This window comes from Paraburkholderia nemoris, assembly GCF_905221015.1.
Taxonomy (GTDB): domain Bacteria; phylum Pseudomonadota; class Gammaproteobacteria; order Burkholderiales; family Burkholderiaceae; genus Paraburkholderia; species Paraburkholderia nemoris.
Window position 1 is genome coordinate 44503 of the sequence record NZ_CAJNBO010000017.1, and the last position, 22680, is coordinate 67182.

16 protein-coding genes are annotated in these 22680 nt (G+C 61.9%); 12 read left to right on the top strand and 4 right to left on the bottom strand.

Going from position 1 to position 22680, the window contains the following annotated elements; genetic code table 11:
- Window positions 1-9: 9 nt before the first annotated feature.
- Window positions 10-1743 (bottom strand): fumarate reductase/succinate dehydrogenase flavoprotein subunit, encoded by a 1734-nt coding sequence (locus tag KHO33_RS25125; protein ID WP_200565660.1) that lies wholly within the window; start codon window positions 1741-1743, stop codon window positions 10-12.
- A complete protein-coding gene (locus KHO33_RS25130; RefSeq protein WP_054040027.1) occupies window positions 1740-2519 on the bottom strand; it encodes a GntR family transcriptional regulator in 780 nt (259 codons plus the stop codon). The genes KHO33_RS25125 and KHO33_RS25130 overlap by 4 nt, the downstream gene beginning before the upstream one ends.
- 241 nt (window positions 2520-2760) lie before the next feature.
- Here KHO33_RS25130 and KHO33_RS25135 point away from each other — a divergent pair, with 241 nt between their 5' ends.
- Window positions 2761-4083 carry an LLM class flavin-dependent oxidoreductase gene (locus tag KHO33_RS25135; RefSeq protein ID WP_054040030.1) on the top strand — a complete coding sequence of 441 codons (1323 nt, stop codon included), beginning with the start codon at window positions 2761-2763 and terminating at the stop codon, window positions 4081-4083.
- Window positions 4084-4154: 71 nt separating this feature from the next.
- On the opposite strand, the gene KHO33_RS25140 is transcribed toward KHO33_RS25135, so the two are convergent.
- Complete coding sequence (locus tag KHO33_RS25140) at window positions 4155-4910, bottom strand: GntR family transcriptional regulator (protein WP_054040032.1); 756 nt, start codon at window positions 4908-4910, stop codon at window positions 4155-4157.
- 189 nt (window positions 4911-5099) lie between these two features.
- Between KHO33_RS25140 and KHO33_RS25145 the strand changes: the two genes are divergently transcribed.
- Window positions 5100-6644 (top strand): SLC13 family permease, encoded by a 1545-nt coding sequence (locus tag KHO33_RS25145; protein ID WP_054040034.1) that lies wholly within the window; start codon window positions 5100-5102, stop codon window positions 6642-6644.
- A 43-nt stretch (window positions 6645-6687) separates the two neighbouring features.
- Complete coding sequence (locus KHO33_RS25150; RefSeq protein WP_236062565.1) at window positions 6688-9132, top strand: hypothetical protein; 2445 nt, start codon at window positions 6688-6690, stop codon at window positions 9130-9132.
- A gap of 5 nt (window positions 9133-9137) precedes the next feature.
- Here KHO33_RS25150 and KHO33_RS25155 read toward each other — a convergent pair whose 3' ends face one another.
- Window positions 9138-10493, bottom strand: coding sequence for an LLM class flavin-dependent oxidoreductase (locus KHO33_RS25155; RefSeq protein WP_054040092.1), 1356 nt, complete (start codon window positions 10491-10493; stop codon window positions 9138-9140).
- Between the two features lie 399 nt (window positions 10494-10892).
- On the opposite strand from KHO33_RS25155, the gene KHO33_RS25160 reads away from it, so the two are divergent.
- From KHO33_RS25160 to KHO33_RS25200, 9 genes are all read left to right on the top strand, one after another.
- Window positions 10893-12407, top strand: coding sequence for a sugar ABC transporter ATP-binding protein (locus KHO33_RS25160; RefSeq protein WP_200565661.1), 1515 nt, complete (start codon window positions 10893-10895; stop codon window positions 12405-12407).
- On the top strand, window positions 12404-13459 hold the full coding sequence (locus KHO33_RS25165) for an ABC transporter permease (protein WP_054040038.1): 1056 nt from the start codon (window positions 12404-12406) through the stop codon (window positions 13457-13459). The genes KHO33_RS25160 and KHO33_RS25165 overlap by 4 nt, the downstream gene beginning before the upstream one ends.
- A gap of 122 nt (window positions 13460-13581) precedes the next feature.
- The gene (locus KHO33_RS25170; RefSeq protein WP_054040040.1) at window positions 13582-14820 is read left to right on the top strand and encodes an SfnB family sulfur acquisition oxidoreductase; all 1239 of its coding nucleotides are present in this window, start codon (window positions 13582-13584) and stop codon (window positions 14818-14820) included.
- Window positions 14821-14851: 31 nt separating this feature from the next.
- On the top strand, window positions 14852-16234 hold the full coding sequence (locus tag KHO33_RS25175; RefSeq protein WP_200565662.1) for an LLM class flavin-dependent oxidoreductase: 1383 nt from the start codon (window positions 14852-14854) through the stop codon (window positions 16232-16234).
- Between the two features lie 47 nt (window positions 16235-16281).
- Window positions 16282-17352: a substrate-binding domain-containing protein gene (locus KHO33_RS25180; protein ID WP_200565663.1), complete on the top strand. Its 1071-nt coding sequence runs from the start codon at window positions 16282-16284 to the stop codon at window positions 17350-17352.
- Window positions 17353-17393: 41 nt separating this feature from the next.
- The gene (locus tag KHO33_RS25185; RefSeq protein WP_200565664.1) at window positions 17394-18752 is read left to right on the top strand and encodes an LLM class flavin-dependent oxidoreductase; all 1359 of its coding nucleotides are present in this window, start codon (window positions 17394-17396) and stop codon (window positions 18750-18752) included.
- Between the two features lie 135 nt (window positions 18753-18887).
- Complete coding sequence (locus KHO33_RS25190) at window positions 18888-19727, top strand: CmcJ/NvfI family oxidoreductase (protein ID WP_200565665.1); 840 nt, start codon at window positions 18888-18890, stop codon at window positions 19725-19727.
- A gap of 251 nt (window positions 19728-19978) precedes the next feature.
- On the top strand, window positions 19979-21352 hold the full coding sequence (locus tag KHO33_RS25195; RefSeq protein ID WP_054040048.1) for an MmgE/PrpD family protein: 1374 nt from the start codon (window positions 19979-19981) through the stop codon (window positions 21350-21352).
- Window positions 21349-22677 (top strand): LLM class flavin-dependent oxidoreductase, encoded by a 1329-nt coding sequence (locus KHO33_RS25200; RefSeq protein ID WP_054040049.1) that lies wholly within the window; start codon window positions 21349-21351, stop codon window positions 22675-22677. The genes KHO33_RS25195 and KHO33_RS25200 overlap by 4 nt, the downstream gene beginning before the upstream one ends.
- Window positions 22678-22680: the final 3 nt, after the last annotated feature.

Below are 22680 nucleotides of genomic sequence, written 5' to 3' on the forward strand. Positions count from 1 at the left end.
GGTGGCTCCTCAAGCGTCGGCCAGCGCGGGCTCGCCGATGCGCAGGTTCTGATAGGCGTGACTCTCGTGGGTGTCGAGCGGCACCACGTACGGCTCGACAGCGCGTTTTTCGCTGACCATGCGACCTGCTGCGTCTTTCTTCAGATGCGTGTGGCAGAACCAATCCGCGTCATTACGCTGCGGATAATCGACGCGATGGTGGTACAGCCCCCAGCGGCTTTCCGTGCGATACAGCGACGCATGGGCCGCCATTTCGGCGCAGTCGCGAATCGCACGAACTTCAGCGGCGCGCATCAGTTCGTGCGGATTGTCGGCTTTGATCTGATCGATGTCGGTGGCGATTTCCGCGAAACGTTGCAGGCCGATTTCCATCTTGCGCGTGACCTTCGGCGGCTGAAGATAATCGTTCACCATGCGGCGCAGCTTGTATTCGACTTGCGCCGGCGCAAGCCCTGTCTCCCGTTCGAGCGGCGCATAGATCCGCGCCCGTTCGGCTTCGATCTGCTCGTTATCGAGCGCCGCATGATCACGGCCGTCGACGTATTGCGCCGCGTTTTGCCCCGCGAACCAGCCGTACGTGAATGCACCGAGCATGTAGTTGTGCGGTACAGCGGCCATGTCGCCGGCGGCGTAGAGACCGGCGACCGTGGTTTCCGCGCGCTCGTTCACGTAGACGCCGGATGCGCTATGGCCGCTGCAAAAGCCGATCTCCGAGATGTGCATCTCGATCATCTGCTGCCGGTAATCGGTGCCGCGTCCCGCATGAAATCGTCCCCGGCTCGGGCGTTCATTCGTGTGCAGAATTTGCTCGATGGTTTGAATGGTTTCTTCGGCGAGGTGGTCGAGCTTCAAAAATACCGGCCCATTGCCGCTTTGGAGTTCCTGATAGAACTCCCACATCATCTGGCCGCTCCAGTAATCGCATTCGATAAAACGTTCACCCTTGCCGTTCGCGGTGAAGCCGCCGAGCGGGCCCGTCACATAAGCGCAGGCGGGGCCGTTGTAGTCCTTGATCAGCGGATTGATCTGGAAGCATTCGAGGTTCGCTAGCGCGGCACCTGCGTGATAGGCCATCGCGTAACCGTCGCCTGCGTTGGTGGGGTTTTCGTAGGTGCCCATCAGGTAGCCCGAGGACGGCAAACCGAGGCGTCCTGCTGCCCCACAACTGAGAATGACGGCCTTCGCGCGCACCACATAGAAATCCGCCGTACGGCAATCGAAGCCCAGTACGCCGCAAGCGCGCCCTTGCGCATCGGTCAGAACACGCGTGACGACGATGCGATTGGTGATCGCAATGCGCGCGCGTTTGAGCTGCCGGTAGAGCACTTTCTTGATGTCATGGCCTTCTGGCATGGGCAGAACATAGGAGCCCATGTGATGCACTTTCTTGACCGCATAGTCGCCTGTGCCGTCTTTTTCGAACTTCACGCCCCAGCGGTCGAGCTCTTCGATGGTCTTGAAGCTGTGCCGGGCGTACGCGTAGACGGCTGCCTGATCGACGATGCCGTCGTTGGCGATGGTGATTTCCTTGGTGTACTGCTCGGGCGTGGCGTGGCCTGGGATGATGGCGTTATTCAACCCATCCATGCCCATCGAAATCGCGCCGCTGCGCTTGACGTTGGCCTTTTCCAGCAGCAGGACCTTCAGATTTGGATTCTGTTCTTTTGCTTTGACGGCAGCCATCGGACCGGCGGTGCCGCCCCCCACGACGACCAGGTCGTACTCGATCACGTGCGTATTCATTTGCTCTTCCTTGTAGTCTTCTTCTCTTTCTGGCGGTCGATGCGAAAGCGGTACTGAAACGCGTCGCCGCGGAAATAGAGGTATTCGTAGTCGATCGGCGTGCCGTCCGCGCTATGCGTGAGACGTTCGATGCGCAGCACCGGGCTGCCTTCTTCAACGTTCAGGGCTTCGACGATTTCATCGTCGGCGAGAATCGCGTCGATGGAGACGTCGGCGTGGCCGAGCGGCACCGCGCAGTCGTTCTCGATAATGAGGAAGATGTCGCGTGTGACGAGGTCCGCGTTTGAGATGCGCTTGCCTAACGCTTCCGGCACCCACGTGATTTCGAGGGATACCGGCTCGCGATTGAGCATCCGCACGCGACGGATTTCCGCGACCTTCGTGCCTTCGGGCAGTTGAAGGCGGCCGGCGATGTGCGCGGTGGCGGGAATGAAGCGGATATGCTTGAGCTGGTTGACGATCTCGTAGCCCATCGACGACATCGCTTCGGCGAAGCCTTGCAGCGCGCTGACGTTCTGGAAGGCTTTCGGCTTGGAGACAAAGGTGCCCTTGCCGTGCAGTTTGAAAACGAGGCCTTCTTTTTGCAGATCGCCGAGTGCTTGCCGCACGGTGATGCGGCTGACGTTGAACATCGCGCAGAGGTCGTTTTCAGACGGCATCTGCGAATGGGCCGCATACGTGCCGTCGAGAATGCGCGAGCGCAAAGCAGTCTTGATCTGCTCGTAGAGCGGCGGGGCGGAGAGAGGCAGCACGTTGGCCGGGTTGGGTTTCTGCATGATCTGTGGGTTGTCTTTACTTGTTATGACAAGTTGGATCACAGTCTAGTGAGGGAGCCTTGAGGGGCGAACGAAGATTTTGTGCTTTGCATTTCTGCGGAACAGCTTTCGGCGTGCCCGATAGCGCCGGAGCCCCTGCGCGTCTCGTTCGGCGGGCGAGTACGGGGCGGCGGGCGGTCGCAAGCAGCGTCGGCGAAGGACGATTAAACTGGCCCGACCTGTTTGCGATGGAGCTTGCTACATGTCACGTCAGCTTCGCCTCGGCGCTTTCATGCGTCCGACGACAATTCATACCGGCGCATGGCGCTATCCCGGCGCCTATCCCGACGCCAACTTCAATTTTGCGCACCTGAAGCGTTTCGCCCAGACGCTCGAGCGTGGCCGCTTCGACGCGTTCTTCATGGCGGATCACCTCGCGGTGCTCAACATGCCGCTCGACGCGCTCAAGCATAGCCACACGGTCACGTCGTTCGAGCCGCTGACGTTGCTGCCTGCGCTGGCGGCGGTCACGGAACGGCTGGGGCTCATCGCCACGGCGTCCACTACGTTCGATGCGCCGTATCACGTCGCAAGACGGTTTGCCTCGCTCGACCATATCAGCGGCGGCCGCGCCGGATGGAATCTCGTGACCACATCGAACCCCGATGCCGCGCTCAATTTCGGTCTCGACGAGCACGTCGAACACGACGAGCGGTATCGGCGTGCTCGCGAGTTCTTCGACGTGGTCACCGGACTCTGGGACAGTTGGGCCGACGATGCGTTTATCCGCGATACGGAAACCGGCACCTTCTTCGATCCGGAAAAACTGCATGTGCTGAACTACAAGAGCGAGAACTTCTCGGTGCGCGGCCCGTTGAATATTGCGCGCCCCGTGCAGGGATGGCCCGTCATCGTTCAGGCTGGTTCATCGGAAGCAGGGCGCCAGATTGCCGCCGAAACCGCCGAGGTGGTGTTCACCGCGCAAACCTTGCTGGCTGACGGCAAGCGCTTCTATGCCGATGTGAAGGGCCGGATGGAAAAACTCGGCCGTGCACGCGATCACATGAAGATCCTGCCGGCCGCCTTCGTGGTTGTCGGCGATACTTTGGAAGAGGCGCTGGAAACCCGGGCGCGGCTCGACACGTTCGTGCACTACGAGAGCGGCATCGCGTCGTTGTCGATTGCATTGGGGCATGACGTGTCCGGTTTCGATCCGGACGGCCCGCTGCCCGAGATTCCGGAGACCAATGCGAGCCGCACGGCGCGGCAACGGGTGGTTGAATGGGCGCAGCGCGACGGGCTGACGATTCGGCAACTCGCTCAGCGCATCGGCGGATACTCGGGGCTCGAGATGGTGGGCACGGCGAAAATGATTGCCGATCAGATGGAGCAATGGCTGGTGGAAGAGGGCTCGGACGGGTTCAACGTGATGTTCCCGTATCTGCCAGGCGGTCTTGACGACTTTGTTGAGAAGGTCATTCCCGAGTTGCAGAAGCGCGGCTTGTTCCGGCGCGAATACGAAGGCGCGACGCTGCGCGAGAATCTGGGTTTGCCACGGCCTGAGAACCGTTTTTTTGCCCGGTGAAACGACCGACTACTGAACCACTAATCGGCCTATTTCACGGTGCATTCGCGAGTCGATGTGACGCCGGGAACCTATTCGCCCGTGCGTGCAGTCAGCTCGCCATTCATCGCGCTGCTCACGACAAACTCATACCGCTCCGGCCGGATATGAAACAGCGTCGACTCGCAGACGCGCCCATCGGTAAGGCGCGAGACCCGTTTCATCACCAGCAGGGGCGCATGTTCCTTTGTCCGAAGGCTGCGCGCGATAGCCGCTGACGCCGCCACAGCAGTAATGCTCATGTCCGCGCGGGCGATTTTCCATCCAGGCATCGATTCGATGATCTCGTAAGAAGGCCGTGTTTGCGCCAGCTGTTCGGAGATCGTTTCCGCTTCCGGCAGCAGCCACGTCTGCGCCAGCGCGACGCTGACGCCGTCTACGGAATGCAGCCGCTCGAGATACACGGCGGTCTTGACCTCGTTCGCGAACACACCGGCCATGTCGGCCGGCAGCTTCTTGCCAGGCTGCATGCGCAGGAGCTTCATTTGCGGCTCGGCGCCCTGGCGCGCCAGTGAATCGTAAAAGCCCCGCAGTACATCGAGGCGATGCTGCATGCGCTTGCCGCTGGCAAAGGTGCCTTTGCCCTGTTTGCGTTCCACCAGCTTTTCGTCCGCCAGTTTGCCGATGGCAAGACGCACCGTCACGCGGCTCACGCCAAAACGCTCGCTGAGCTCGGCTTCCGACGGCAACTTGCCGGAAGGCTCGTAACTGCCATTTTCTATTTCGCCGCGCAAGGTGCCGGCAATCTGATCGTAAAGCGACGTGACGTTCTCACGGACCAGGCTCATTGGTTCCTTTTCCTCTTGCAGTACGCATCGGCACTGCGATGAATTGATGCTGCGGGCTAAGCCATATCTTCGTATAAGGATATGAGAAGAGCTTAGATCGACAACTTGTATTAATACGTATTATGCCAACTTTCCGGCAGGTCATGTCCCCATGCGGACGAATCTTGGCCGCCTTACAGGAGCGGGGAAGTGGCAAACGAAACATCGAGCTATGCGTCGGTCGCAAGTGTCAGTCCAGCCGCGCCGCAACACGCGAGTCATTCTGCTGCGGCGCAATTGCCGGCGCGCGGGAGTCTGTTGAGGGCTCGCGCGGGATTCCTGCTCGCGTGGCTGTGCTTCGTCGCTATCGCCTGGATCTTGCCCGCGCCACAAGGTCTGACGCCGCACGGCAGGGCTACGCTGGCTGTGGTCGCGTGGGTGGCGATCGTGTGGATCACCGAGGCGATTCCCGTCGGCGTGAGCGGCATTCTGCTGCCGATGCTGCTGGTGTTGTCGCACGCGGTGACGCCGTTCCCGAAAGCCGCAAGCGGCTTCGCCGCGCCGGTCGTGTTCCTGTGTCTTGCCGCTTTCCTGTTTTCCGCGATCATGCAGGCGGCCGGACTCGACCGCCGTATTGCGCTGGTGTTGCTCGACAAGCTCAAGGTGCGCTCGGCGAATGGCGTGATCTGGGCGATGTTCGTCGTCAACTTCGTGATGTCGCTGGTGGTGCCCGCCGCCAACGCTCGTGCGGCTGCGTTGTTGCCGGTGACCAATGGCATCGTCGGGCTGTTTGGCGATAGCGCCCGGGAGCGTAATGCAAGGAAGGCCATCGTCATCCAAACGCTGGTCTATGGCTCGATGATCAGCGGCATGTGCATTCTCACCGCGCATCTGCCGAATATGGTTGTCTCCGGTTTGCTGGAGAAGCAGCTCGGTGTGCGGATTTCGTATTTCACGTGGTTCCGGCTGCAATGGCCGTACCTCGGCATGTTCGTGCTGACGCAGTTCTGGGTGCAGCACTATTTCAAATCACGCGGCGTGCCGGTGCCCGGCGGCCGTCAGGCGATCGTCGACGCGCGCCGCAGTTTGCCGCCGGTGGCGCGTCAGGACTGGCTGGTGCTCGCCGTATTCGGATTCGTCGCTGTTATGTGGGCCACCGAATCGCTGCATCATTTGCAATCGGAAATCGTCGCGTTGATCGCACTTGCGCTGATGTTCGCGCCGGGCGTGCTGCGTTCGAGCTGGAAGGACATTCAGGAACGCACCATCTGGGGCACGTTGTTTCTGCTTGGCGGCGCGCTCTCGCTGTCCGCCGCGATCAGAGATTCGGGGCTCGCGCAATGGGCCGCCGATCACATCTACGCACTCGCGCACGACTATGTCTGGTGGTTGATGCTGGCGATCGTGATGATCGGCACGCATGCGATCCGGATCGGCATGCTGTCGAACGTCGCGGCCGTGACCATGATCGCGCCGATCGCGCTGGCGTTGGCGCCGCGACTCGGCTTGCATCCGGTGGCGTTCACGCTGCTGATCAGCGATACCGACAGCTTTGCCTACCTGCTGCCCACGCAGATCACAGCGGGCGTCATTGCGTATAGCAGCGGCGCCTTCACAACATCGGACTACGCCAAGGTCGGCGTGGTCTCGGTGCTGATCGCGATTGTCTACGGTATCTGCGTGATGGCGCCGTGGTACGCGTATCAGGGCATCCCGATCTGGAATCCCGCCGCGCCCTGGCCGTTCGCGCACTGACCACGCTGCGCTTCACTCCATCCTTTGAGCAAGAGACACTGACGTGAACAAAGACCACGACCACGAGAACGATAACGGCAACGAAAGCATCGAAGCAACGCTCGCAGCAAAGGGCGCCGCACTGCGCAAGCGCCTCGGCCCGCATGTCGCGCCGGCCGGTTTGTATGAGCGTCATAAGGCGCTGCCGTTCGCGGGACGTGTGAGCTGCAACGTGACGCAACTCGAAGCGGGCAGTTGGAGCGAAATCGTGCTCGACTATGAAGTGGGCGCCTCAGGCATCGCCGATGGTGCATGGCTGAAGGCGACCTTCAAGTTCTATTCGGATTGGGCACTGTTTCAGACCAGCGATCCGACCGCGGCCAATTACATCAGCGCGGAATATCACGCGACGCCGCTCGTCCCGGGACAAAGCCCGGCGACTGTCCAGTCGCTGAACGTACGCTTCGACCAGAAGGGCCACGAAAGGCCCTTTCAGAAGGCCGTCATTGTGGATGTTGCCGACGGTTACCTGAATGCCGGCGACCACATCGTGATCCGCTTGGGCGACCGGCGGCGCGGTCCGGGTACGCGGGTGCAGACCTTCGTCGAGGATCAGTTCCGTTTCCGTTTTTACGTCGACCCGCTCGGCACCTCGCGTTTTGTCGCGGTGCCAGGCGATGTCGTGATCGACATCCACGCCGGTGCGCCGGCCCAGGTGCTGCTCAATGGTCCGCGTTTCGTGCAACCGGGGCAAGCCGCGCCGTTCCGGCTTTCGTTGCAGGACCGTTGGGGCAATGCCTGCCGCGATACCGGCGGTGCGGTGCGCGTGCGAGCCTATAACGAACGCCAGCACATTATTTACGACCACGAGCTGCCGTTGCCGGCCGAAGGCTGGGCGAGCATAGCGCTAGCCGACTTGCCGACCACGCCTGGCAGCTTGCGCATCGTGGCGGATGTGCCCTCGCTGCGTGACGTGCGCGCGGCAGAAGTCTTCCTGACGGTGGATGCCGCGTTGCCGGTCACCCGTTCCCTGTACGCGGACTTGCATGTTCACGCACACGATACGGTGGGGACGAACAGTCCGGCCTATAACGCCGCCTATGCACGCGATATCGGCAGCATCGATGTACTCGGTTACACCGCCAACGATTTCCAGATCACGGATGCGAACTGGCAACTGGGCGTCGACACCGTCGAGCAGTTCAACGAGGCAGGACGCTTCGTCGTTTATCCGGTGCAGGAATGGTGCGGCAGCTCGACGGCGGGCGGCGATCACAACGTCGTTTTTCTCGGCGACGAGCGGCCAGGGTTTCCGTACAACGCGCGTGGCGAACACAACCGCACGCTGGTGTGGAACGAGGATATGAAGGGCGCCGCGGTCGAACTAGGCCGCTGGCCGGTGGATGAACTGTGGGACGCCTACGTGGACGATGCCGCTCACCACCTGGTGATGCCGCATGTGGGCGGCCGCCGCTATATCCCTGACTGGCATCATCCGGAACTCGAACGGCTTGTCGAAATTGCGTCGACGTGGGGCCATTTCGACTGGCTCTATCGTGACGTGATCGCACGCGGTTATCAACTCGGTGTGGCCGCGAGCGGCGACGAACATCGCGGCCGGCCCGGCGGTGGTGCGCCCGGCGTCAGCGTGTTCGGCGTGCATGGCGGCCTGACCGGCGTGCTGTCCGATTCGCTCGACCGGCGCTCGGTCGGCGAGGCACTACGAGCCCGCCGGACGTGGGCCACCACCGGCGAGCACAGCGCGGCGCTGGTTCGTTGCGGCGAGTTCCGGCAGGGCGACGCCTTCGCACACTGCGGGCCGGCCACACTCGACTATCGTTTGCTGGGGCGCGCCGGCTGGGAGTATGTGGCTGCCTTCGATCACAAAGGTCTGCTGGTTGAGCGCAATCTGCACGAGGAACTTGGCTACGCGGAACGTCTGATCCGAGTCCGCTGGGGCGGCGCGCGGATTCGCGACCGCTATCGCTGGGCATCGTGGCAAGGACGCATTCGTATCATCAACGGCACGATCAATAATTTCGGCGCTGGAGGCTTCGAGCATGTGGAGGAGGCCGCGTGGCGCACGGGGGCAACGGACATCGAGTTTCGCAGCGATACCTATGGCGACGCCGATAGCATCGAGATCGACGTGAGCAATCTGGCGCAGGCGCGCATAGTGATCGAAGGCACGATCGACGGTTTCGTGAAGGTGGGTGATCCGCTGCAGGGCAATCCATTTGCGCACGCGCCGACCTTTCACTGGGAAATCAGCGGGGCGGAATTGCTTGCCAGCGGCACGGCGCGGCATGAGCTCGGCGGCACCGAACTGTTCCTCGCTGTCGAACGTTTGACGGATCAGCCGTTGCCGGTGGATCTGACTGGGCAATTCGAAGTTGCACCGCAGAACGCCAGCTTCGGCTTTCGCCCGGTGTACGTGTTCGGGCGTCAGCGCGACGATAGCAAGGTGTGGACCTCGGCGCAGTTCATCACATTCGATAGAGATAGATAGCGCGCTTACGCGGTTGCGGCCGCTTCGCGTGGATGAAGGTGGCGGCTGACAGGCCGTCGCAACCTGAAGTGTTCGCGCAGGGTGCTGCCCTCGTATTCGGTACGGAAAAGACCACGTTGCTGCAGAAGCGGAACCACGCCATCGGCGAAGTCCTGCAAGCCACCCGGCAGAACGTCCGGCATCAGATTGAAACCGTCGGCAGCGCCGCCTTTGAACCAGTGTTCGATATCGTCGGCGATCTGCTCCGGTGTGCCGACGACAACACGATGTCCGCCGCCGCCCGCAAGCGCGCGGATCAACTGACGCGCCGTGTATCCATGGGTCCGCGCTTGCGCGAGCGTGGCGTTGAAGAACGTGTGATTACCGTTGCCGTTGCCGGGCAATGAGAGATCGTCCGGCAGGCGCTCGTCGAGTTTCAACCGTTCGACGCTAATGCCCAATATGCCGGCCAGTCGAGTGAGGCTATAGCTCCACGGAATCAGGTCGACCAGCTCATCACGACGGCGCAGCGCCTCGGCCTCGGTTGCGCCGATGATGGTGGTGAGACCGGGTAGCACGCGAATTGCGTTGCTGCCGCGTCCCCACGCCGCGGCGCGAGACTTCAGTTCGCGCGCATAGGCGGCTGCTTCGTCGAACGACTGCGACGCGGAGAACACGGCTTCCGCGTGCCGGGCCGCGAGTTCGCGTCCATCCGATGAGCCACCAGCCTGAATCAATACCGGATGACCCTGTGCACTACGCGGCAGGTTGAACGGCCCATCGACACTGAAGTACTTGCCGCGATGATCGATGCGATGCACCTTCGTGGTATCGATGAAACGGCCGCTCGCCTTGTCGCCGATAAAAGCGTCGTCTTCCCAGCTATCCCACAGCGCTTTCACCACCTCCGTGAACTCGGCTGCGCGCTCGTAGCGTTGCGCGTGATCGGGCACCGCCTCGCGGCCGAAATTGCGGGCTGAGCCGAGATCGGCGGTCGTCACGATGTTCCAGCCGGCCCGGCCCGCACTGAGCTGATCGAGCGTGGCAAAGCGGCGCGCGATGTTGTACGGCTCGTTATAACTGGTCGATGCCGTGCCGATTACGCCGATATGCGTCGTGGCCGCGGCAATGCCGGCGAGCAATATGGTCGGCTCCAGCGCCGTGATCGGGCGGAAGTCGATCTGATCGGCAATCGACGCGTTATCCGCGAGAAACACGGCATCGAATTTCGCCGCCTCGGCAATCTGCGCGACACGAACGTAGTGGGCGATATCGACGAAGGCGCGCGGATCAGCTTCGGGCGTACGCCATGCGGAAGGGACAAAGCCGGAGTGGAGGATATTGACGTTCAGATGAAGCTGGCGCGGCGGGTCGGTTCTCATGGTCTTTTCGAATGCGGAAGCAGCCAGCAACGAACGGACGAACGCTCTGACCGATTCGCCCATTGTCGAATAGCGGATGGTTCGAGACCACGAAGGAATTCTGGCATCGATATGCCGGCGAAGACTAAGCGCAGGGCTACGTCGCTCTCTGCTCTGGTCGCGGTTCGCCATGCGTGACGCTTTGCATATCAGAACAAATTGGTTTTCCGCGAGTCCCGCCCAGGCAGACAATCGTTCCCGGGTGACGGTACGCAATGCGTCCTCGTTGCCGGAGCATGCCGCTGCTGCAGTGAGTCTGCTTGGCTGGGCCCACCGGAGAAACAATGAAACGTCTGCCTTGCTCAATCCGAGTATATGAAGGCCCCCATTAACTTGACCCGTTCACCGCTTCCCGATCATATGGAAAAGCCTCCGCGTTCGAGCGAGCCGATCCTGACTGCCTCCGCGCTGACGAAACGCTTTGGTGCAACCGTCGCGCTATCGAAGCTCGATTTCTCGATCCATCCCGGCGAAGTTGTCGCGCTGATGGGCGCCAACGGCGCGGGCAAGTCGACGCTCGTCAAGATCTTAAGCGGCGTGTATGCACCCGACGGTGGCACCTTGACGCTGCTGGGCAAGCCGTATCGACCCACCTCGCCCCAAGCGGCCAAACAACTTGGCATTGCCACAGTGCACCAGTCGATTGCCGACGCGGTCGTACCGGCGCTCTCGATCGCAGACAACCTGCTGCTCGACCGCTTATGCGATCCGGCATCGCCCTGGCGCGTGCCGCCGGCGGCGCGGCGTGAGGCTGCGAGGCCGCTTGCCGAGCGCGTCGGGCTGGATGTCGATCTGTCGGCGCCGCTCGGGTCGCTCTCGCTCGCGAGTCAGCAACTCGTGACGCTGGCGCGCGCTCGGGCTTCGCGTCCCAGGCTGCTGATTCTCGATGAGCCCACCGCCAGTCTTTCTGCTGCAGAAGCGGAACGGCTGTTCCTGCGGCTGGAGCCCTTGCGCGAGGAGGGCGTCGCGATCCTGTTGGTCTCACATCGGCTGGGTGATCTGCGGCGCATGGCGGATCGGGTAGCGATCGTGCGCGACGGACATCTCGTTGCCGATCTTCACCCGCCAATCGATTTCGACGCTGCCGTCGAGACGATGATTGGACGGCCTCTGCCACAAGCTCGAACTCAGGTTGAGAAAGACGCCGCCTCACTCGAACCCTGTTTCAGCGTGCGCGATCTCCAATTGACGTCGACGAGTCGCTCATTCGACCTCGACGTGCAGCGCGGCGAGATCGTAGCGATAGCAGGGCCGGTGGGTGGTGGCAAATCGCGTTTCGCAAGAGCGATCTTCGGTGCGGCACATGCGAGCGGTGGTCAGATGGTGCTCGACGGCAAGCCATGGCGTCCTCGCTCGCCAGCCGATTCGATTCGCGCCGGCGTGTTCCTCGCCGGCGAGGATCGTTGGCGCACCTCGTTGTTTCCCGAGAGCGTGCCGTTCGCATCGATTGCAGGCACGCTCAGCTTTCCGTTTCTGTCGAACTGGTTCAGGCGCGGCGTGGTACGCGAAGCCGCGGAGCGCGATGCCGCGACCGAAGCGATCAGAACCTTCGGCATTCGCTGCACCGGCCCCGACGATCGCCTGACGCGTTTATCCGGCGGTAATCAGCAGAAAGTCGTCCTTGCGCGCTGGCATGTCGAACGCGCGCGCTTATTGCTGCTCGACGAGCCGTTTCAGGGCGTCGACGCCGGCGCGCGCGCCGACATCGTCGATACCTTGCGGCGACATGCTCATGAACGAGCGACGATTGTGTTCGTCAGCGATCTCGAAGAGGCGCTAGAGATTGCCGATCGCGTCGTGCGGTTCGATCGTGCGACGCTCGAGCGCCCAACGGTTCAACCCATCCACGACGCAAGCTCTGAACTTCATTCATGAAACACCTTACCCCTTCGATTCCCGGCGACGTGGCATCCGACCAACGGGCGCAGTCAGCATGGCGTAGTTTGCGCGATCACCTGGAGCGAACCGGCATCCTGCTCGTGCTGGCGATTCTGATTGCCGTGTTCGCCATCAGGGAGCCCGCCTTTCTGAACATCGACAATCTGTTCAGCATTCTCCAGGCGGTATCGATCGTGGCGTTGCTCGGCATTGGCGTGACGATCACGTTGGCGGCGGGCGGCTTCGATCTCTCGGTGGGCAGCGTGGCTGCTTCGGCGCAGATGGCGGCGAGCTACGTGCTGATCGTCTGGCATGGCAGCGCGCTGGCGGCCGTGGCCGCGTGTGTGGCGCTCGGCATCGCGGCTGGCCTGTTCAACGGCTTGCTGATCACGCGGCTGCGCGTGCCGGACCAACTCGCGACGCTCGGCACACTGTTCCTGTTGGCCGGTCTTCAACTGATTCCGACTGGTGGCCGCTCGCTCGCAACCGGTACCGTGTTGCCCGACGGTACGGAAGCGAGCGGAATATTCTCGGACGCGTTTCTGGCGCTGGGACGTCTGCGTCTTTTCGATGTCGTGCCGCTGCCTGTTCTGATTCTTATTGCCTTGACGGTGCTCGCCTGCATCGTAATGGAGACGACGCGCTGGGGCCGCGTGATCTACGCGATCGGCGGCAATGAGACGGCCGCGCGGCTGGCGGGTGCGCCCACAGCCCGCTACCGGATCGCGGCCTATGCCGCCTCGGGGGCGATTGCGTCGTTGGGTGGCGTGCTGATTGCAGCGCGTGTCGGGCGAGGCGATGTCAGCGCCGGACACTCCTTGCTGCTCGACGCGGTGGCGGCTGCGCTGATGGGTTATGCAGTGTGGGGCGCGAAGCGGCCCAACGTGTTCGGCACCGTAGTAGGAGCGGTGTTTGTCGGCGTGCTACTCAACGGCCTGACCATGCTGAATGCGCCTTACTACATGCAGGATTTCATCAAAGGTGTGCTGCTGGTTCTTGCGCTGGCGTTTACGTTCAGTGTTGGACGGCCCGCGGACTCGCGCGGCTGAGGCCACCGAGCCGCCGAAATGTCGTTTGCCATCCGAAGGAATATCGATTGCCGAATCGTTCAGTTTGCGCATGCGATGTCCGCTGATAGATTGAGCGAACAGTCATTCAAGCGGAGATTCCCATGGCAGAGTTTGGCGAAGCAGCTTCATCGAATATCCGCGACGAGAGTAGACACGCGGTCCGTGTGATCGCCGATGACGCGCAGGCTATAGCGGTAGCGCACGAGCTTGCAGGCCGCCTCGCGCAAGGCGCTGCCGCACGCGATACCGAACGCCGCTTGCCCCACGAGGAGATCGAGTGGTTCTCGCAATCCGGGCTATGGGCCATCACGGTACCGAAAACGTACGGCGGAGCGGGCGTGTCGTTCGTCACCTTGACGGAAGTCATCAAGATCATTGCTGCAGCGGATCCGTCGCTCGGACAGCTGCCGCAGAATCACTTCGGCCTGGTCGACGTGATCGCGCTAACCGGCACGGAGGAGCAGAAGAAATATTTCTTCGCGCAGGTGCTGGGCGGCAAGCGTTTCGGTAACGGCTTTTCGGAGAAGGGCACAAAGAATGTGCTCGATCTGAAGACGAGCGTGACGCGGGACGGCGGCGATTACGTCGTACAGGGCACCAAATTCTATTCGACCGGCGCGCTGTTCGCCGACTTCGTGCCCGTGCTGGGACTCGATAGCGAACGCAAAGGCTGGCTCGCTTACATTCCGAAGGGCACACCGGGGCTGACCGTGATCGACGACTGGTCGGGCTTCGGTCAACGCACTACGGCAAGCGGCACAGTCGTGCTGGAAGGCGTACGCGTGCCGGCCTCGCATGTGTTGCCGGCGCATCGCGTGTCCGATTTTCCAACGCTCAACGGTCCGATTTCACAAATCATCCAGGCCGCTATCGACGCAGGCATCGCGAAGGCGGCGCTCGACGACACGCTGACGTTCGTGCGCTCGCGCTCGCGGCCGTGGATCGACAGCGGGGTCGAGCGCGCGAGTGACGATCCGCTGACCGTGCGGGAGATCGGTCATTTGCATATTCAGCTGCATGCCGCCGAGGCCTTGCTCGAACGCGCCGCGCGTGTGATCGACGAGATCGCAGCGAAGCCGGAAACGACCGAAGACGACGTTGCGCGCGCATCGGTAGCCGTGGGCGAAGCGAAAGTGTTGACGACGGAAATCGCCTTACTGGCAGGCGAAAAACTGTTCGAGCTCGCCGGCACCCAGTCGACACTTGGTGAACACAATCTCGACCGGCACTGGCGCAACGCACGCGTCCATACGCTGCATGATCCGGTGCGCTGGAAGTATCACCTGGTCGGTAACTACTATCTGAACGGCGTCAAGCCGGCACGCCATCCCTGGAATTGACACCAGGCGCAATCCTTAACTGAACCCGATCATGGCCAGAGAAATCCGCCTTAACGCATTCGACATGAATTGCGTCGGGCACCAGTCGCCAGGCTTATGGGCGCATCCACGCGACACGTCGTGGCGTTACAAGCAAATCGATTACTGGACCGACCTCGCGAAATTGCTCGAGCGCGGCAAGTTCGACGGTCTTTTCATCGCCGACGTGCTGGGCATTTACGATGTCTTTAACGGCAATGGGGAAGCCGCGATTCGCCAGGCCGCGCAAGTCCCGGTCAACGATCCCGTGCTGCTCGTTTCGGCGATGGCGAACGTGACCGAGCATCTCGGCTTCGGTGTGACCTGCTCGCTCTCGTACGAGCACCCGTATCCGTTCGCACGGCGCATGTCGACGCTTGACCACCTAACTAACGGTCGCGTTGGCTGGAACATTGTCACGTCGTATCTGGACAGCGCCGCACGCAATGTCGGCTTGCCGGCGCAGGCCAATCACGACGAGCGTTACTCGCTTGCGGAGGAATATCTCGAGGTCTGCTACAAGTTGTGGGAAGCGTCGTGGGAAGACGACGCTGTTGTGCGCGATGCTGTGCGGAAGGTCTTTGCCGAACCGTCGAAGGTTCATCCCATCAACCACCGCGGGCAGTATTTCGACGTGCCGGGCATTCATCTCTGCGAGCCGTCGCCTCAGCGCACGCCCGTGCTCTACCAGGCGGGCGCCTCGAAGCGCGGCAAGGATTTCGCCGCGCAGCACGCCGAGTGCATTTTCATCGCTGCCCCGTCGCGCACGATTCTGAAGAATTTCGTCGCCGATATCCGGGCACGCGTGAAGTCGTTCGGACGCGATCCGCACGACGTGCTGATTTTTAATCTGCACACGGTGATCACGGGCAAGACATCGGAGGATGCACACGCGAAGCACGCCGACTATCGCCGCTATACGAGCGACGAGGGCGCGCTCGCGCTGATGTCAGGGTGGACCGGCATCGATCTGTCGAAGTACGACCTCGACGAACCGCTGCGCTATATCGAGAGCAATGCGGTGCAATCGGCCGTGGAGGCTCTATCAAGTGCAGATCCGACGCGCGTATGGACCGTGCGTGAGATTGCGAAGTGGGGCGGTATTGGCGGACTCGGACCGCTTTCAGTGGGAAGCGCGCAGGAGATCGCCGACGAGTTGCAGTCGTGGGTCGAGGAGACCGACGTCGACGGATTCAATCTCGCTTATGCATTGACCCACGAGAGCTTCGCAGATTTCGTCGATCTGGTCGTGCCTGAGTTGCAACGACGAGGCGTCTACAAGACCGACTACACCAACGGCACGCTGCGCGAAAAGTTGCATGGCGGTGGTCCGAGACTGGCTGAACCGCATCCCGGCGCGGCCTACCGCACGCACACGCCGGCCCATGCCGGCTAGCACGCCGCTTACTCATAAAACATCGACTAACAGGTTGGAGATCATTGATGAAATCGTTTCTTCGTCGCAAGCTGGATGTGAGCCTTACGTTTCGTACACTCGCCCTGGCGGCGGCCACGATGCTTGCAGGCGCCGCGGCGCATGCAGCACCGCTTAAAGGTGCGCCCGCACCGTTCGACAAGGGCGGCGTGAAGATCGCGCTCGTCAACTATCTGTCGACGGGTGATTTCTTCCAGGCCTATGAAGCCGGTGCGCAAAAGCAGGCCAAAGCACTCGGCATCGATCTACGCATTTACGAAGGCCGTCAGGATGCGGCCGAACAACGTGAACAGATTCAACAAGCGATCAGCCTGGGCGTATCGGCAATTATCGTGAATCACGGTTTGCCTGAATCGCTCAAGGACGTCGTGCAGCGTGCCTTGGATAAAGGCATCAAGGTCGTCGCGTTCGACGTCGACCTGGGCAATCCGAAAGTACCGCAGATCGAACAGAGCGATCGCGATCTGGCAGCGCTGCTGCTCGATCAGGCGGTGAAAGATAACGGCGATACCTTTGCCGCCGGCTATGTGTATGTAGCGGGTTTTGCACCGCTCGACCGGCGCGATGCGGTATGGCGTGACTTCAAGGCCGCTCATCCGAAGGTTCAGGAGAAGGCGCGCTGGGGCACGGTGGACAATCCGATCGCGCAGTCGGTGGCCAACCAGGCTGCTGCGGCCTATCGTGCTCATCCGGAGATTCGTGTGGTGTTCGCGCCTTACGACGAATTCGCGCGCGGCGCAAAGCTCGCAGCTGACGAGGCGAACCTGTCGTCGAAACTGCGCATTTACAGCGCCGATATTTCGACCTCCGATATCGAGGCGATTCGCGCGCCGAATAGCGCGTGGGTGGCGACGGCGGCGACGAATCCGGCGGTGGTCGGCGCGGTGTCCGTACGGGCCGCGGCCTTGCTTCTTGCGGGGCAGACGCCTGAGCACCGGATTGTTGTCAAGCCGACGCTGATCACGCGCGACGATCTGGTGAAGAACAACATCAAGACGATTGCAGAGCTCGGCGATAAATTCCCGGCATTCCGTTCGAGCGATGCTGCTACCGCAGCGTGGATTCCTGCGGCGGACTGAGCGTCAGAGGCCGCACCGCCAATCATTTCCTTTGGACTTCCATGAGCAAACGTAGCGGACACCTGCGCCTCGGCGCTTTCCTTTACCCTGCCGGACACCACATTGCGGCGTGGCGGCATCCCGATGCACAAGCGGACGCCGGTGTGAACTTTCGCCACTACGTTCGGCTTGCGCAAGCGGCCGAGGCCGCGAAGTTCGATCTGATCTTTCTCGCCGACGGCGTCGGAACGCGTGGCGACAACGTCGACTTTCTGAGCCGCACGGCGCACAGCTACGTGGCGCAGTTCGAGCCGATCACGTTGCTGTCGGCGTTGGCGGCCGTGACCGAGCGCATCGGGCTGGTCGGCACAGCCTCGACGAGCTTCAACGAGCCGTATCACATTGCCCGCAAGTTCGCCTCGCTCGATCACATCAGCGGGGGGCGTGCGGGTTGGAATCTGGTCACCTCGTCGAGCGAGCATGAAGCGAAGAACTTCAACCGTGACAAGCATTTCGATCACGCCGAGCGTTATGCCCGCGCCGCAGAGTTTGCGGAAGTCACAGGAGGCCTGTGGGACAGCTGGGAGGACGACGCTTTCGTGCGCAACAAAGCCGAAGGGCGTTTCTTCGACCCCGCCAAACGGCACGTGCTGGATCACAAGGGACGTTTCTTTCAGGTCAAGGGCCCGCTGAACGTCGCGCGTTCTCCGCAAGGACATCCGGTCGTCGTGCAAGCAGGGTCGTCTGAAGCAGGCCGGGACCTCGCTGCGAAGACGGCCGAGGTGATTTTCACGGCGCAGCAAACGTTGCAGGACGCGGCGGACTTTTACGCGGACGTAAAGGGACGCATGGCGGCTTACGGCCGTCATCCGGACGATCTGAAGATCATGCCGGGCGTGTTCCCGATTGTCGGCCGCACCGAAAGCGAGGCGAAAGAGAAGTTCGAACAGTTGCAGTCGCTCGTCGATCCGAAGGTGGGGCTTGCGCTCGTATCGGGGCTGACCGGTGGGTTCGACCTTTCGGACTATCCACTCGACGGGCCGATCCCTGAGCTGCCCGAAACGAATGCGAGCAAGAGCCGTCAGGTGTTGACGATCGAACTGGCTCGCCGCGAGAACCTCACAATCCGCCAGCTCTATTTACGGGTCGCGGGTGCGCGCGGCCATTGGCAACTCGTCGGCACGCCGGCGCAGATCGTCGATCAACTCGAAGAGCGCTTTGTGAATCGCGCCGCCGACGGTTTCAACGTGATGCCGCCGGTGCTGCCGGAGGGTTTGACCGATTTCGCCGAACTGGTATTGCCGGAATTGCGGCGACGTGGGTTGTTCCGCGCGGACTATGAAGGACGCACGCTGCGCGAGAACCTAGGATTGCGGCGGCCGAAAAGCCGTCATTCTCCTGTACTTCAATCCGGCGCATAACTTTCCACGATTCGTTATTTCCTCCCGGCGCAGCCGTCGCCTACGCTGAAACGATAGATGCATGTGTCTGCCGCCGCCACGCGTTGCGTGCTGCGGCCGTTCAGCGAATCGTTTTAACGTGATGAGGATGCGAACATGAGCGATATCGTCATCGATGCACCAGTGTCTGCCGCGACGGTCGAGGCAGACTTGAACTACCTCGAGTTCACCGGCGAGAAAGCGGTCTCGTACCAATACGAACCGCCGCCGGGTGTGCTGAAGCGCAGTGGCGTGTACCGGCCGCATCGGGTGAGCATTTCGAATGCCCGCGTTGCGCCGCCGCCTGGCGCGTTGTCGCTCGATCGTAACGGCTTCGAGTTGCATCGGCACGCTAGCGCGCTGAACGATTTCTCCGATCCGGCAAAGATCGAATCTGTCTACTATCGAGAAGCGGAGCAGCTGCTGAAACAGGCTACTGGCGCTCGCCGGGTGGTCGTGTTCGATCACACGCTGCGTGACGGCAATCCCGAGCGCAGCAATGGCGTGAGGGAGCCCGTCAAGTACATCCATAACGACCAGACTTTTGTGTCGGGGCCGCGCCGGGTGCGCGATCATCTGCCAACCGGTGAAGCGGAGCGCTTGCTGCAAGGCCGTGTGGCGATCGTCAATCTGTGGCGTCCGATCCGAGAAACCGTGCAATCGTCGCCGCTCGCGCTATGCGATTCGCGCAGTATTACGCTCAACGATCTGGTGGCATCGGACCTGGTTTATCCTGACAAGGTCGGCGAGACGTATGCGTTGGTCTTCAATCCGCGGCATCGCTGGTACTACTTTCCGCATATGTCGCCCGATGAATTCCTGTTGCTGAAGATTTACGACTCGGCGGGTGACGGCATCGCGCGTCTCACGGCCCATACTGCATTCGACGATCCCACGTCGCCGGCCGATGCGCCGCCGCGCCGGAGCATCGAATTGCGCACGCTGTTGTTCTTTTGAGTGCCGTCGTTGAGCGCGCCGGCATGCCGTGAAATGCAGGGCAGCCGGTAGCGGGACGCGTCTGCTGCAGCATCGCAGAATCTGCAATATCGAAAGCGTGAATTCTTGTTTGTTTGTGACGCAGCGTTTGGTTAGCATGCGGCGTTCGGGTCGTTGCCTTACTTCTTTGCTCGACGCAGCTTTGGTTTTTTGTCGAACGAGGTGAGCGTAACGCTTGCCCGGTGCGTTTTCACAGCTCTCACGCCTTCGACATGTCAAGCCTCCATGCATCCGACGCCGGCCAGCAGGCCACCGGCGTGACACGACGGCTGGCCGCCGCGATCGCTCAGGCGTCGCCGTCCCGCGACGCCGACGCCATTGCCGCAGCAAGACGCGGCATCCTCGACTTTCTTGCTGCCGCCTTTGCCGGCGCGAGCGACAGCGGCTATCAAAAACTCCTGTCAGTCAGCGCCAACGACTCGCGCGGCGAAGCCTCGGTGATCGGCAGCAGCGCCCGTGCATCCGCGCAGCAGGCTGCGTTGCTAAACGGTTACGCGGGGCACGCACTCGATTACGACGATGTGCACAGCAGCGTAAGAGGACATCCTGCGACGGTCTTGCTGCCCGCGCTGTTCGCGCTGGCGCAAACACGCGGCAGCAGCGCGCTCGACCTGCTCGACGCCTACGTCGTCGGCGTCGAAACGATGGCGCGTCTCGGTCTTGCGCTCGGTAGCCGCCACTACGAGCAGGGTTTTCATAACACCGCGACATTGGGTGCGCTAGGCGCGGCAGCCGCTGCGTCTTATCTACTGAAGCTCGATGCCGGTGCCATCGAAAACGCGCTGGGTCTTGCCGCCACACAGTCCGCCGGCTTACGGCTGCAGTTCGGCAGCGAAGCGAAACCCTTGCATGCCGGGCTCGCTGCGCGCGCCGGTTTATTCGCCGCTGAACTCGCGGCGGCGGGACTGCAGGGCTCGCCGGAAGCACTGGACGGACCGGTCGGGTTTTTCGCCGTGTTCAGCGGCGGCGCCGCGCAACCTGAACGCGTGCTCGACGGTTGGGGCGCACCCTGGCAAATCGCAGTCCCGGGTTTGTACTTCAAGCCGTGGGCGTGCTGCACGGCGACACACTATGCCGTGCATGCCGCATTGACGTTGCGCGACACACACCGTCTCATGCCGGACGACATTGCCGAGGTGACGGTGATATTTCCACCCGGCGGCGACACACCGCTTTCCAGACATTTGCCTTCGACGGGTCTCGAAGCGCGTTTCAGCGTTGCCTACGCAGTTGCGGCCGCGCTGACGGATGGTTCGCCCAGCGTGGCTACATTCGCCGATGTGCCCGTGCGCGACGACCTGATCGCGCTCGCGCAGCGCGTGACTAGTCGTCACGATGAAACCGCCGCGCGCGCGTCGACCGATCCCGCCACGCGTTTCTCGACCGTCCAGATCGCATTACGCAACGGGACGGTAGTGAGCCATAAGACCGACCGTCTCTACAGCGCAACGGATTTGGCCGCGAAATTCGCGGACGCCACCGGTCACGACGAACGCCTCGCGTTCATTCCCGCGCATATCGACACGATGCAGAGCACCTCCGACCTCGCGTCCCTTTTCAATGTCTTCGCACAGATCCACGTATGAGCACGAATAACAGCAACACCCGCAGGCAGATGCGTCTTGGGCTCTTCATTCAGGGCGCGGGACATCACGTCGCCGGCTGGCGGCATCCTGACGCGCAGGCGGGCAGCGAGAATCTCGCGCTGATGCAACGCATCACGCAGACCGCAGAGCGTGCGAAGTTCGATATGGTCTTTCTCGCCGACGGCCTCACCAGCGGCCCCGATGCGCATCCATCGATGGCGATGCGTCTCGAGCCGCTGTGCTTGCTGTCGGCGCTCGCCATGGGCACGCGCCACATCGGTCTCGCCGCTACTGCGTCGACCACCTATAGCGAGCCGTATCACGTTGCGCGCGCGTTTGCGTCGCTGGATCATCTGAGCAGCGGACGGGCGGCCTGGAACGTCGTGACGACTTCGTACGACCGCACGGCCGCGAACTTCACACGTGGCAATCATCCGGATCACGCGCTGCGCTATGAAATGGCGGGTGAATTCGTCGACGTCGTCAAAGGACTGTGGGACAGCTGGGATGACGACGCGGTGCTCAAGGACAAGGCGCGTGGTGTCTACTTCGATCCCGCCAAGGTGCATACGCTGGATCACAAGGGTCAGTTCTTCGCCGTCAAAGGTCCGTTGAATGCGTCGCGTCCGCCGCAGGGGCATCCTGTGGTGATTCAGGCCGGCTCGTCCGGACCGGGGCAGGACCTGGCGGCGCGCACAGCGGAAGTGGTGTTCACCGCGCAGCAGACCATCGAAGAAGCGCAGGTCTTCTATCGCGATCTGAAAGGCCGTTTGCCGAAATTCGGCCGTGAGGGCCAGCAGTTGCAAGTGATGCCGGGCGTGTTTCCTGTCATCGGCAGGACGGAGCAGGAAGCGAAAGACAAATACGCGCAGTTGCAGGAATGGACCGATACGTCGGGCGCGCTGTCACTGTTGTCCGACCGGTTGGGGCACGACGTGTCGAAGTATCCGCTCGATGGTCCGCTGCCGGAGCTGCCCGAATCCGATCAACTGAAAAGCCGCGCCAAACTGCTGACCGATCTCGCACGCCGGGAGAATCTGACCTTGCGCGAGCTGTATTACCTGGTGGCCGGCGCGCGTGGGCACCGCATCGTTTGGGGTACGCCTGTGCAGGTGGCGGATGCGCTCGAAGAGTGGTTCACGGGCGAAGCGGCCGACGGCTTCAATATCATGCCGCCGTATTTCCCTGGCGGTCTCGATGATTTTGTCGAACTCGTCGTGCCGGAATTGCAGCGGCGTGGGTTATTCCGCACTGAATATAGCGGCACTACCTTGCGCGATCACCTCGGTTTGCAGCGGCCTGTTAGCCGCTATGCGGGGCAGTGAGAT

Excerpts from the sequence above, each read along its gene's own strand:
- KHO33_RS25200 (WP_054040049.1), top strand. The coding sequence starts at position 21,349 with ATGAGCACGAATAACAGCAACACCCGCAGGCAGATGCGTCTTGGGCTC.
- KHO33_RS25170 (WP_054040040.1), top strand. The coding sequence starts at position 13,582 with ATGGCAGAGTTTGGCGAAGCAGCTTCATCGAATATCCGCGACGAGAGT.
- KHO33_RS25190 (WP_200565665.1), top strand. The coding sequence starts at position 18,888 with ATGAGCGATATCGTCATCGATGCACCAGTGTCTGCCGCGACGGTCGAG.
- KHO33_RS25140 (WP_054040032.1), bottom strand. The coding sequence starts at position 4,910 with ATGAGCCTGGTCCGTGAGAACGTCACGTCGCTTTACGATCAGATTGCC.
- KHO33_RS25185 (WP_200565664.1), top strand. The coding sequence starts at position 17,394 with ATGAGCAAACGTAGCGGACACCTGCGCCTCGGCGCTTTCCTTTACCCT.
- KHO33_RS25195 (WP_054040048.1), top strand. The coding sequence starts at position 19,979 with ATGTCAAGCCTCCATGCATCCGACGCCGGCCAGCAGGCCACCGGCGTG.
- KHO33_RS25165 (WP_054040038.1), top strand. The coding sequence starts at position 12,404 with ATGAAACACCTTACCCCTTCGATTCCCGGCGACGTGGCATCCGACCAA.
- KHO33_RS25180 (WP_200565663.1), top strand. The coding sequence starts at position 16,282 with ATGAAATCGTTTCTTCGTCGCAAGCTGGATGTGAGCCTTACGTTTCGT.
- KHO33_RS25135 (WP_054040030.1), top strand. The coding sequence starts at position 2,761 with ATGTCACGTCAGCTTCGCCTCGGCGCTTTCATGCGTCCGACGACAATT.
- KHO33_RS25155 (WP_054040092.1), bottom strand. The coding sequence starts at position 10,493 with ATGAGAACCGACCCGCCGCGCCAGCTTCATCTGAACGTCAATATCCTC.
- KHO33_RS25160 (WP_200565661.1), top strand. The coding sequence starts at position 10,893 with ATGGAAAAGCCTCCGCGTTCGAGCGAGCCGATCCTGACTGCCTCCGCG.
- KHO33_RS25175 (WP_200565662.1), top strand. The coding sequence starts at position 14,852 with ATGGCCAGAGAAATCCGCCTTAACGCATTCGACATGAATTGCGTCGGG.
- KHO33_RS25130 (WP_054040027.1), bottom strand. The coding sequence starts at position 2,519 with ATGCAGAAACCCAACCCGGCCAACGTGCTGCCTCTCTCCGCCCCGCCG.
- KHO33_RS25125 (WP_200565660.1), bottom strand. The coding sequence starts at position 1,743 with ATGAATACGCACGTGATCGAGTACGACCTGGTCGTCGTGGGGGGCGGC.